The sequence below is a fragment of the Streptomyces sp. ADMS genome (assembly GCF_033441795.1).
In the GTDB taxonomy this organism is placed as follows: domain Bacteria; phylum Actinomycetota; class Actinomycetes; order Streptomycetales; family Streptomycetaceae; genus Streptomyces.
Genome location: NZ_JAVFVX010000094.1, coordinates 1 through 12044 on the forward strand (window position 1 = coordinate 1; position 12044 = coordinate 12044).

Annotated in this window: 8 protein-coding genes; 1 reads left to right on the top strand and 7 read right to left on the bottom strand. The window is 70.2% G+C overall.

Annotated features, from left to right (window positions below; all coding sequences use genetic code 11):
* Together RB628_RS30550 and RB628_RS30555 are read right to left on the bottom strand one after the other, a co-directional pair.
* Positions 1-393 (bottom strand): maltotransferase domain-containing protein (locus tag RB628_RS30550; RefSeq protein ID WP_318323814.1); only part of this gene is annotated, 393 nt, incomplete at its 3' end.
* Between the two features lie 223 nt (positions 394-616).
* Positions 617-1828, bottom strand: a complete 1212-nt coding sequence (locus tag RB628_RS30555) for a S8 family peptidase (protein WP_318323815.1) — start codon at positions 1826-1828, stop codon at positions 617-619.
* A gap of 255 nt (positions 1829-2083) precedes the next feature.
* On the opposite strand from RB628_RS30555, the gene glgP reads away from it, so the two are divergent.
* Positions 2084-4726, top strand: a complete 2643-nt coding sequence (gene glgP / locus RB628_RS30560; RefSeq protein WP_318323816.1) for an alpha-glucan family phosphorylase — start codon at positions 2084-2086, stop codon at positions 4724-4726.
* A gap of 69 nt (positions 4727-4795) precedes the next feature.
* Here the strand turns inward: glgP and RB628_RS30565 are convergent, their stop codons facing one another.
* The 5 genes from RB628_RS30565 to RB628_RS30585 all read right to left on the bottom strand — a co-directional run bounded on the left by RB628_RS30565 (position 4796) and on the right by RB628_RS30585 (position 12042).
* Positions 4796-4972 carry an RICIN domain-containing protein gene (locus tag RB628_RS30565; RefSeq protein ID WP_318323837.1) on the bottom strand — a complete coding sequence of 59 codons (177 nt, stop codon included), beginning with the start codon at positions 4970-4972 and terminating at the stop codon, positions 4796-4798.
* A 202-nt stretch (positions 4973-5174) separates the two neighbouring features.
* The gene (locus RB628_RS30570) at positions 5175-5687 is read right to left on the bottom strand and encodes a DUF1990 domain-containing protein (protein WP_318323817.1); all 513 of its coding nucleotides are present in this window, start codon (positions 5685-5687) and stop codon (positions 5175-5177) included.
* 174 nt (positions 5688-5861) lie between these two features.
* Positions 5862-7523: a M4 family metallopeptidase gene (locus tag RB628_RS30575; protein WP_318323818.1), complete on the bottom strand. Its 1662-nt coding sequence runs from the start codon at positions 7521-7523 to the stop codon at positions 5862-5864.
* A gap of 354 nt (positions 7524-7877) precedes the next feature.
* Positions 7878-9968: a M4 family metallopeptidase gene (locus tag RB628_RS30580; RefSeq protein ID WP_318323819.1), complete on the bottom strand. Its 2091-nt coding sequence runs from the start codon at positions 9966-9968 to the stop codon at positions 7878-7880.
* Between the two features lie 304 nt (positions 9969-10272).
* The gene (locus tag RB628_RS30585) at positions 10273-12042 is read right to left on the bottom strand and encodes an ABC transporter ATP-binding protein (protein WP_318323820.1); all 1770 of its coding nucleotides are present in this window, start codon (positions 12040-12042) and stop codon (positions 10273-10275) included.
* Positions 12043-12044 lie beyond the last annotated feature (2 nt).

A 12044-nucleotide genomic window follows, 5' to 3' on the forward strand; every position in this document is an offset into this window, starting at 1 on the left:
CATCGGCGTCCAGCGGCCCGGACGGCCCTCGGGGTCGCGGAGTACGACGTTCGCGGCGACCGCGTCATGGCCCTCGCGGAAGACGGTGGCCGAGACCTCGAAGGTCTCCCCGACCACCGCCTTCGCCGGGCGGCGCCCGTTCGTGACGAGGGGACGGACGTCCAGGACGGGGATACGGCCGACTGCGGTGCCCTCGGCGACGGAGGGGGGCGGCGGCTGAGTGACCGGGGCCGGTGGCGCGGTGGTGGTGACGGAGGGCTTCTGTGGGGGTGTCTCCGGGGCCGGGGAGGGTGCCCCCCGGGGCGGCGGCGGGACGGGGGTGTCCGTCGGGTGTGCCGGTGGTGTGCCGGTGGTGGGTGTCAGGGGTGCTGACGAGTGGTGCGTGGCGGGCATGACCGCTCCTGTCCGCGTCAACGTGGGTGGGCGGATGGTTGTGGGGAGGGTGTCCTGCGTGATGTACCCCAGTCGTGTACCGGGGGAGCCTTCCCACCCTATTCGGGTAGGCAATCCGGCACTCTGCTAACTACTCGAGCGTATGTCTGCACCCAGGATCAGCCACGTCGGTGAACGTCGCCGGGTCCGTCCGGCGGACGGACCCGGCGACGGCACAGTGCTTCTAGGAGAGCGGTATCCGCAGGAGTTTGTTCGGTGAACCGGCCCCCTTGTCGGAGACTTTCCCGGGCGTCGCCAGTGAAGTCAGCGCCTTGGCGACTTGCGCCGGACTGGATTTCGGCCGTTCCGCCAGGAAGAGGGCGGCTGCGCCCGCCGCGTGCGGCGCCGCCATCGACGTACCGGAGAAGGCCACCCGGCCGGTGTCGCTCGCGTACGACGCCGAGGTGATCGACACGCCCGGGGCGAACAGGTCGAGAGTCGATCCCCAGTTCGAGAAGCCGGCCCGGGCGTCCGTCCGCCCCGTCGCGCCGACCGTGATCGCCTGCTTGACGGCGGCCGGGGAGTAGGCCCCCGCCGACGCCGCGTCGTTCCCCGCCGCGACCGTGTACGTCACCCCGGACGCGATCGAGTTCCGTACGGCCGCGTCCAGTTGGGTGTTGCGGTAGCCACCCAGGCTCACATTGGCGACGGCGGGTTTCCTGGCGTGCTTCGTCACCCAGTCGATACCTGCGATGACCTGCGCCGTCGTACCACCACCCGCGTTGTCGAGGACGCGCACGGAGACGACCTTGGCCTTCTTGGCGACGCCGAGGGCCGTGCCGGCGATCGTCGCCGCGACATGCGTGCCGTGGCCGTTTCCGTCGCCGGCCCATCGGTCGTTGCCGACGAAGTCCCAGCCGTGGCTCGCCCGCCCGCCGAAGTCCCTGTGAGAGACACGGATGCCGGTGTCTATGACGTACACCGTCACACCCTTGCCCGCCGAGTCGGGCCAGCTGTAGCTGTCGTCGAGCGGCAGTTTGGCCTGGTCGATCCGGTCCAGGCCCCAGGACTGCGGGTCCTGCCGGCCGCGCAGGTGGGTGCGGTCGTACGTGATCCGGGTGTCCTGGACGACCGAGGCCACGCGGGAGTCCGCCGCGAGGCGCCTGGCCTGTGTCTCATTGGCCTGTATGGCGTAGCCGTTCAGGACGGTGCTGTAGGTGTGGCTTATTTTCGCCCCGTACTTCGAGGCGAGTCTTCTGCCGTCGGCCGACAGGGCCGCCGTACCCCCCTTGAGTGTCACCAGGTAACTTCCGCCGACGGAGCCGGGCTCGCCGGCGCCGACTACGCGCCCCTGCGGGGCGGCCTGTGCGGGTGCGGTGACCGAAAGCACCGAGGCTGTGGTAGCCGCGGTCAGGCCCGCCGCCCAGCGCAGACGTCTGGTACGCGTTCGTTCCATGGTTGGAGTTCCCCCCTCCTCGGCCGCCAACGCCGGGCGGCCTTCTGGGCAGCCTCTCGTGCGGGAAGAAGTGTTACAAGGTGGCCTACGGGGGTGGAATCGGCCATATCGGCAGTCGATCCTCGGTGGGGGCGCGCAATACGCGCCATGGTTCACACGCTCCCTCCCCGATACCGTCAAGGGGTTGATGACGGACGCACACGGCCGTGCGTCCTTGTACAGGCTTGATATGACGCACGACCACCGAGGTGGCATGTGAAAGCGATCCGTCGGTTCACCGTCCGTCCCGTTCTCCCCGAACCCCTCCGGCCGCTCAGCGATCTGGCCCGCAATCTGCGCTGGTCCTGGCACGCGGAGACCCGCGAGCTCTTCCAGTCCGTCGATCCCGAGCGCTGGACCGACTCGGACTGCGACCCCGTCCGTCTCCTCGGCAGCCTCTCGCCCGCGAGGCTCACCGAACTCGCCGAGGACCGCCATTTCCTGCGCCGCCTCACCGCGGTCGCCGACGACCTGCACGAGTACGTCACCGGTGCCCGCTGGTACCAGAACCAGAACCAGGAACAGGGCACCGGACTCCCCGCCGCCGTCGCCTACTTCTCCCCCGAGTTCGGCATCACGGCCGCCCTGCCGCAGTACTCCGGCGGCCTCGGCATCCTCGCCGGTGACCATCTGAAGGCGGCCAGCGACCTCGGCGTACCGCTGATCGGCGTCGGACTCATGTACCGGCACGGCTACTTCCGCCAGTCCCTCTCCCGGGACGGCTGGCAGCAGGAGCACTATCCGGTCCTCGACCCCAACGAACTCCCCGTCGCCCTCCTCAAGGAACCGGACGGTTCCCCCGCCCAGGTCTCCCTGGCCCTGCCCGGCGGCAGATCGCTGCGGGCCCGGGTCTGGCTGGCGCAGGTGGGCCGTGTACCGCTGCTCCTGCTCGACTCGGACGTGGAGGAGAACGACCTCGGTGAACGGGGCGTCACGGACCGGCTGTACGGGGGCGGCAGCGAGCACAGGCTGCTCCAGGAGATGCTGCTCGGCATAGGAGGAGTGCGCGCGGTCCGGACGTACTGCCGCCTCACCGGCCACCCGGCCCCGGAGGTGTTCCACACCAACGAGGGCCACGCGGGTTTCCTCGGTCTGGAGCGGATCGCCGAACTCTGCGACGAGGGGCTGGACTTCCACGCGGGGCTGGAAGCGGTACGGGCGGGGACGGTCTTCACGACGCACACCCCCGTCCCGGCCGGCATCGACCGCTTCGACCGTGAGCTGGTCGCCCGCCACTTCGGCCCCGACGCCGAACTCCCTCGCATCGACGTGCAACGCGTGCTGAGCCTGGGAATGGAGACGTATCCGGGTGGTGAGCCGAACCTCTTCAACATGGCGGTGATGGGGCTGCGGCTGGGCCGCCAGGCAAACGGGGTGTCTCTCCTTCACGGCCAGGTCAGCCGCGAGATGTTCGCGGGGCTGTGGCCGGGCTTCGACCCCGCCGAGGTCCCGATCACCTCGGTCACCAACGGTGTGCACGCGCCGACCTGGGTCGCGCCGGAGGTGTTCAAACTCGGGGCCCGCCAGATCGGCGCGCAACGCGCGGAGGACGCGCTGACGGTGGGCGGCTCGGACCGGTGGGACTCGGTCGCGGACATCGCCGACCAGGAGATCTGGGAGCTGCGACGTTCCCTGCGTGAGCAGTTGGTGGTGGAGGTACGGAAGCGGCTGCGGGCGTCCTGGCGTCAACGCGGCGCGGGTACGGCGGAGCTGGGCTGGATCGACGGGGTGCTCGACCCGGACGTCCTGACGATCGGATTCGCGCGCCGGGTCCCCTCGTACAAACGCCTGACCCTGATGCTGCGTGACCAGGACCGTCTCCTCGACCTGCTCCTCCACCCCGAACGCCCCATCCAGATCGTGGTGGCGGGCAAGGCGCACCCGGCGGACGACGGTGGCAAGCGCCTGATCCAGGAGCTGGTGCGATTCGCGGACGACCCGCGCGTCCGCCACCGCGTCGTCTTCCTCCCGGACTACGGCATGGCGATGGCGCAGAAGCTGTACCCGGGCTGCGACATCTGGCTCAACAACCCCCTGCGCCCACTGGAGGCGTGCGGAACGAGCGGTATGAAGGCGGCGCTCAACGGCTGCCTCAACCTCTCGGTCCTGGACGGCTGGTGGGACGAATGGTTCCGGCCCGACTTCGGCTGGGCGATCCCCACGGCGGACGGCGTCGCGGGCACGGACCCCGACCACCGCGACGACGTCGAGGCCGCGGCCCTGTACGACCTCCTGGAACAGCGCGTGACCCCGCGCTTCTACGAGCACGGCCAGAGCGGCCTGCCCGACCGCTGGATCGAGATGGTCCGCGAGACCCTCACCCATCTGGGCCCGAAGGTCCTGGCCGGCCGTATGGTCCGCGAGTACGTGGAACGCCTGTACGCCCCCGCGGCCCGCGCGCACCGCACCATGACCCCGGACACGGCAAGGGAACTGGCGGTCTGGAAGTCCAGGGTCCGTACCGCCTGGCACACGGTGACGGTCGACCACGTGGAGACCTCGGCGGCGACCGCCCCCGCCCTGACGGCGGAACTGGGGAGCACGCTCTCGCTCCGGGTTCGGGTGGGCCTGGGTGAGCTGGCTCCGGACGACGTCGAGGTCCAGGCGGTCTCGGGCCGGGTCGACTCGCAGGACAGCATCACCGACGCGACGACGGTGCCACTGAAGGCGGTCGGCGGCCCGGACCTGGAAGGGTGCTGGTTGTACGAGGGGCCACTGTCGCTGCATCGGACGGGGCCCTACGGGTACACCGTGCGGATTCTGCCGGCGCATCGGCTGCTGGCGTCGGGCGCCGAGATGGGGCTGGTGGCGGTGCCCTCGGAGGAGTTGGGGGAGGGGGCGGGGGTTCTGATGCGGTGATCTCTGGTCCTGGCCGGTCCGTCCGATGCTGACCGGTCGGGACCGTCTCCTGCTGGTCCTGGCGATGCGTCAGGACCAGCTCCACGCCTGGTTGCCGTTGCCCGCACAGCTCCACCCCTGCAGCGCCCGGCCCTCCTGCCCGGACATGGCGGCCTCCGCGTCCAGGCAGTAGCCGTTCGGGACGCTGACGAGTGTCCGGCCGTCGTTCTCGCCGGCGTCGCCGAGTCGCCAGTGCTGGGCGCTCAGGCCGTCGCGGTTCCGGGCGGTGGCATGGGGGCCCTGGTCTCTCGCGTGGCACGTGTGACCGCGAGATCAGCGCAGCACACCTGTGCGAAAGGGGGAGTTGGGCCGGTTCCGCGGCCAGGAATTCGCGCAGCCGTCAGTCCCGCTCAGCCTTGCTCGACCCTCTCCGCCCCTCTCCGCCCCTCCGCAGCCCCCGTAAGCCTCCTCAGTCCTCCTCGTATCCCCCGCACAGCCGCCGCAGCACCATCCCGCACCGCCGCGCATAGGCGTGTTGCAGCCCTCGCGTCGCGGGTCCGCCCGCCTTGGCGTACCACTTCGCGCCGCGGCTGAACGCGCTTATCGTCAGCCACACCGTGCCGTCGCCGGTGCGGTCGACGACGAAGGACTCCTCGCCGCACTCCGGGTGGCCGGCCAGCGTCCCGTACGCCCAGCCCGCGCGGCGGGGTTCCTCCACCGTCCAGACCACGCGGCAGGGCGCTTTGATGACGCCGGCGAGGGTGACCGTGACGTCGACGTCGGGGGCCGCCCGTTCGGCGCTCGCGTCGATGCCCACGCCCATCGCGCGGTGCATCTCCCAGGTGAGGACGGCCTCGGCGGCGCGCCGGAAGACCTGCTCGCCCTCGCCGAGGCGGTTGCGCACATGCAGGGGGTGGAAGCCGGGCGGGCAACGGAAGCCGCGCTCGCGGGTCGCGCCGACCTCCGCGTAAGTGAAGGACATGGGGCCCAAGGGTAAGGCGGGGGGTCGCGGTGACCGTGCGGCGGGGGGTGAGGCAATCGGTGGGACGCGGATGCACGTAGGGCGGGGTGGTGTCCGGAAATGCCTTCGTTCCGGACACCACCCCGCCGGTCACCTGCTCATCTGCCGCTCATGACGGGCGAGATGCGCGACCCGTCACGCCGTGACGTTGACCGCCGCCCAGGCCGCGTTCACCGCCGCGTACTCCGTGCTGCCGGAGCCGTACAGGGCCGAGGCCGCCGACAGGGTCGCCGTACGGGCTCCCTTGTAGTTGGTCGTCGACGTCATGTACTCGGTCAGCGCCTTGTACCAGATCTGGACGGCCTTGGCGCGGCCGATGCCCGTGAGCGTGGAGCTGTTGTACGTCGGGGAGTTGTAGCTGACCCCGTTGATCGTCTTCGCACCGCTGCCCTCGGAGAGGAGGTAGAAGAAGTGGTTCGCGGGACCGGACGAGTAGTGCACGTCCAGGCCGGCCAGTGACGACGACCAGTAGTTGGCCGACGAACCGTCCTTGCTCGGCTGGTCCATGTAGCGCAGCGGCGTGCCGTCGCCGTTGATGTCGATCTCCTCGCCGATGAGGTAGTCACCGACGTCGGAGGAGTTGGCCGCGTAGAACTCGACCGCCGTGCCGAAGATGTCGGAGGTCGCCTCGTTCAGGCCGCCGGACTCGCCCGAGTAGTTAAGGCCCGCCGTGTTGGAGGTGACGCCGTGGGTCATCTCGTGGCCCGCCACGTCCAGCGAGGTGAGCGGCTTGACGTTGCCCGTGCCGTCGCCGTACGTCATGCAGAAGCAGCTGTCGGACCAGAAGGCGTTGACGTACGCGTTGCCGTAGTGGACGCGCGAGTAGGCGGCGACGCCGTCGTTCTTGATGCCGCTGCGGCCGAACGTGGTCTTGTAGAAGTCCCACGTCGTCTGCGCGCCGTACGCGGCGTCGACGGCCGCGCTCTGGTCGCTGGAGGAGCTGGAGGCGGCGCCGGTGCCCCAGGCGTCGTCCGCGTCCGTGAACAGCGTGCCCGCCGCGGAACTGGTGCTGCGCGCCTTGTTGTACGTCTTGTGACCGCCGCGCGAGGTGTCGTACAGCTGGTACGTGGACCCGGAGAGGTACGTGCCGAGGGTGACCGTGCCCGAGTACACGCTCTTGCCGGTGCCGGTCTCGATGCCCTGGTACTCGTACAGCTTCTTGCCGGTGGCCGCGTCCGTGATGACGTGCAGCTCGTTCGGGGTGCCGTCCTCCTGGAGGCCGCCGACGACGGTCTCGTAGGCGAGCGTCGGGGTGCCCGAGGCGGCCCAGATCACCTTGCGGGGGGCGTTCGTCGCCTCCGACTTGGTGGAGCCGGCCTTCTTGGCGAGCGTGACGGCCTGCTTCTCGACGGAGGCCGTGGTGACCTCGGGGGTGAGGTCGGTGACCTCGATGGCGGCCTTCTGCGCCTTGGTCACGCTCTCGGTCTCGCCGGCCGCGTTCTCGTGCACGACGAGGTCGCCGCCGAGGACCGGCAGGCCCGCGTAGGTGCGCTCGTAGCGGGTGTGCAGCGTGCCGTCGGCGTCCTTGACGACGTCACGGACGACGAGCTTCTCCTTGGTGCCGAGGCCTATCTCGTCGGCGGTCGCCGGGGCTTCGGCGGCGGCTTCCCTGATGAGGGCCGTGCGTGTGGCGGGGGTCAGCGTCATCGGTACGGCGGCGGCCCTGGCCCTGGTGCCGGCCGGCTCGGTCTCCGCGGAGGCGCCGGTGGTCAGACCGGTGGTGATGAGGGCTCCGGCCGCGACGGCGGTGGCGATGGCCAGAGTGGTGCGCTTGTGACGCGCGTAGAGGGGGGTCACGCTGACTCCTTTGTGGGGGATCCGGGCGGCCGTGGGGTGATCGTCCGGAGGTGGTTGCGAAGGTGGAGTGCTGTTGTTGCTGCGGCGTGCGGTGGAAGAGTGGCATTGAGGGCGCGTACATGTCAGGACCTCGAAGTGATGTTGACCGAAAATCGACTGCCAGGTGAACGTTTCATGCGTGTAACGCGGCGCGATCTCGGTAAAGCGACAACAAAGATCGGGCACGGTGGCGGCAAAAGCCCAGTACAGGGGATGTAAAAGCAGAGCCGCCCCGGTGAGTTGATCCACCGGGGCGGCGCCCTGCCGCTTACGGAGCTCGAACGGAGTTCGAACGGGCCGTTATGAGTGGTGTGTTCAGGCCGTCGGGAAGGTGATCTTCCAGCCGTTGATCCGGCCCGTGTCCTGTGCCGCCCGGTCCTGGACCCTCAGCACCCAGGTTCCGTTGGCGACCTCGGAGGAGGCGTTGACCGTGTACGGCTCGTTCACGTCGTCCGCCGAGTCCGAGGAACTGAACGGCTTCAGGTTGTAGACGCTGCCGTCCGGCGCCACCAGGTCGACGACGAGGTCACCGCGCCAGGTGTGCGTGATGTCCGGCGTGACCACCAGGTTGGCCGGCGCGTTGCCGGTGATGCCGGTGACCGCGAGCGACGAGGTCACGGCGGCACCGTTGTCCGGAATCGATACGGCGGTCGTGGACTCGAAGGAGGTGCCTGTGCCACCGCCGCCGCCCGGACGCGTGCCGACGTTGATACCGGCCCAGGCGTTCTGCACGGCCGTGTACTCGGCGCTCGTCGTGCCGTACAGCTCACCGGTGGCCGCGAGGGTGCCGGTGCGGGCTGCCGCGTAGTTGGTGGTCGACGTGAACTTCGTGGTGAGCGCGCGGAACCAGATCTTCTCCGCCTTGTCCCGGCCGATGCCGGTCACCGGCAGCCCGTCCGAGGTGGGCGAGTCGTAGCTGACGCCGTTGATGGTCTTGGCGCCGCTGCCCTCGCTCAGCAGGTAGAAGAAGTGGTTCGCGGGACCCGACGAGTAGTGCACGTCGATCGACCCGATACCCGAGTACCAGCTGTCCCTGGACGAGCCGTCCTTGCTCGGCCTGTCCATGTAACGCAGCGGCGTGCCGTCGCCGTTGATGTTGATCTCCTCGCCGATGAGGTAGTCACCGACGTCGGAGGAGTTGTTGGCGTAGAACTCGACCGTCGCGCCGAAGATGTCCGAGGTCGCCTCGTTCAACCCGCCCGACTCGCCGCTGTAGTTGAGGCCGGCCGTGTTGGAGGTGAGGCCGTGCGTCATCTCGTGCGCGGCCACGTCGATCGACGTCAGCGGGTTGGCGTTGCCCGAGCCGTCGCCGTACGTCATGCAGAAGCAGCTGTCCGACCAGAACGCGTTGACGTAGTTGTTGCCGTAGTGGACGCGCGAGTACGCGCCGACGCCGTCGCCTCGGATGCCGGAGCGTCCGTGTACGTTCTTGTAGTAGTCCCAGGTCAGCGCGGCGCCGTAGTGGGCGTCGGCGGCGGCCGACTCCAGGTTGGACGGCAGGCCGTTGCCCCAGACGTCGTCGGCGCCCGAGAAGAGGGTGCCGGTGCCGGAGGTGCCGCGGTTCAGGTTGTACGTCCGGTGGTTGCCGCGCGCGCCGTCGGTCAGGTTGTACGTCGACCCGGACTGCGTGCTGGTGAGATCGACCGTGCCGCTGTACACCGTGTTGCCGGTGCCGGTCTCGATCGCCTCCCACTCGAACAGCTTCGCGCCGCTGGTGGCGTCCGTGATGACGTGCAGCTCCTGCGGGGTGCCGTCGTGCTGGAAGCCGGCGACGACCGTCTCGTAGGCGAGTGCGGGGGTGCCGCTCGCCGCCCAGATCACCTTGCGCGGCGCCTTGTTGACGTCGGGGCTCTTGGCCTCCTCCGCCTTCGCCGCGCCCAGCGCCTGGCTCTCGGCCTTCGCCGGGGCGATCTTCGGCGTCAGGGACGCCACCTTGATGGTGGCCCGGGTCGCCTTCACGACGCCTTCCGTAACGCCCGACTTGGCGGTGTCGACCACCATGTCACCGCCGAGGACGGGGAGTCCGTCGTACGTGCGCTCGTAGCGCGTGTGCACGGTGCCGTCGCCGTCCATGAGGACGTCACGGACGACGAGCTTCTCCTTGGCGCCCAGGCCGAGTTCCTCGGCTGTCTCCGCCTTGGTGGCGTTGGCCTCGGCCAGCAGCGCGGCGCGCTGGGCGGGGGACAGCTTGACGGACTCCGCGCCCGGTATGACCTTGCCCGCGGCCGACGGTGCCTTCTCCGGAGCTGCGGTGGCGGCGCCGGACTGAACGGCCGCTGCCAGTAGGGCGGTTACCGCGACGAGGGCGCCCGTGGCGACGCGTCGCCGGGTCGAGCGGGAGAACCGGGAGGTGCTGGTGCGGGAGGTTGCGTGGGGGGTGCGTCTGTGGGACTGGCGTCTCAACACTGACTCCTTCTGCGCGGCCGCTGATCGAGCGGCCAGGGGGGACCGGACGGTGGTCGTCCGTCCGGGGCAGAACAGGTGCGTGCGGATGCGCGGCGAAGAACACAGCGGGGTGTCTGGCTGTGGAGCCGCTGTGAAGGTGCCGTGGGAAGAGTGGCAGGCGGGCCCGTATTCTGTCAGGACCGCGTCAATAAGTTGGCTGGAAACAGTCCGTTGTCCGGATGGTCATGTTCGCTATACGGGCTGTTCGTTATGTGGGCTATTCGCCGTACGGGTCGTTCGCGGTACGGACCATTCGCCATGCGGCCTATTCGATCCTTTGGGGTGAAGCCGACTGCTGCTCCCCGTGCCACGACCGCCACAGCGCCGCGTACGCTCCGCCCGCCGCCACCAGCCTGTCGTGCGTGCCGAGTTCGGTGAGCAACCCCTCCTCCATCACGGCCACCCGGTCCGCGTCGTGCGCGGTGTGCAGCCGGTGCGCGATCGCGATCACCGTCCGCCCCTCCAGCACGGCCGCGAGCGCGCGCTCCGTATGACGCGCGGTCGCCGGATCGAGCAGCGCCGTCGCCTCGTCCAGGATCAGGGTGTGCGGGTCGGCCAGCACCACGCGGGCCAGGGCCAGTTGCTGGGCCCGTGAACCGTCCGTCGACTCCCCGTCCGGGCCCAGCCCGGTGTCCAGCCCGGCCGGCAGCCCGCGCACCCAGTCGGCGGCGCCGACAGCGGCCAGCGCCGCCCACAACTCGGCGTCCGTGGCGGCCGGTTCGGCGATCAGCAGGTTGTCCCGGACCGTGCCCAGGAAGACGTGGTGCTCCTGGGTGACGAGCACGACCTGCCGCCGCAGCTCCTCGGGCCCGAGCGAGGCGATCGGTACGCCGCCCACGGTCACCGTGCCCGAACGCGGCTCGTCGATCCCCGCGAGGAGCCGGCACAGCGTCGTCTTGCCCGCACCCGACGGCCCCACCACCGCGAGCCGTTCACCCGGGCGCACCGTCAGATCGACCCCGCGCAGCACCTCGCCGCCACGGTCGTACGCATACCGCGCACCCGTCACGTCGATTTGGTCGCCCACCGGCACCGGGGACGCCTCCGACCCGCCCCTCGGCGCCCGCCCGAGCCCCTCCACCCGCGCGAACGAGGCACTGCTGGACTGCAGTTGCTCCATCCAGGTCAGCACCTCGTCGAGCGGCGCCTCCAACTGCCGCAGATACAAGGCAGCCGCCACGACCGCGCCCAGGCTGATCGTCCCCTGCCCGTGCAGCGCGCCGCCCACCACCAGCACGACGACCACGGGAAGGACGTACGACACCTCCACTGGCGGAAAGAACACGGTCCGCAGATACAGCGTGCGCAGGCGCCTGCGGCGCGAGGTGTCCAGCGCGTCCCGGCTCACCGCCACGCGACGCTCCGCCAGCCCGAACGCCTCGACCGTGCGCGCCCCCGAGGCGGTCGCCGCGAGGATCTCCGCGACCTCGGAGTTGGCGGAACCCTCGGCGAGATAGGCGGTACGCGCCCGCCGCAGATACCAGCGCAGCGCGAACAAGATACCGGTCTGCGCGAGCACCGCCGACAGGCCGAGCAGCGGGTCCAGCGCGAACACGGCGCCGACGATGAACAGACACTGCACCGAGGCGATGAGCAGCTCAGGGCCGGCATCGCGCAACGTCGTGCCGACCGTGCTGACGTCGGCCGTCCCCCGGGCCGTCAGATCGCCGGTCCCGGCCCGCTCCACCACCGACGCGGGCAGTGCGAGCGCCCGGTCGATGAACTCCTCCCGCACCCGCGCGAGCGTCCGCTCCCCGAACCGGTACCCGACGTACCGTGCCCAGCGCGCCAGCAGCAACTGGGCCACCGCGCACACCACGATGACCAGCCCGAGCCGGTCCACGACCGAGACCCCGGTGCCCGCCCGCACCTCGTCGATGATCCGCCCGAGCAGCCAGGGCGCGACAAGTCCGGCAGCGGCGGCGGCCGAGTTCAGCAGCAGCACGGCGGCGAAGGCGCGGGAGTCGGCGCGGATCAGCCGGACGGCGGCCCGGCGTACGTCCGCTGCGGTGGCGATGGGCAGTTGGGCGGTCACCG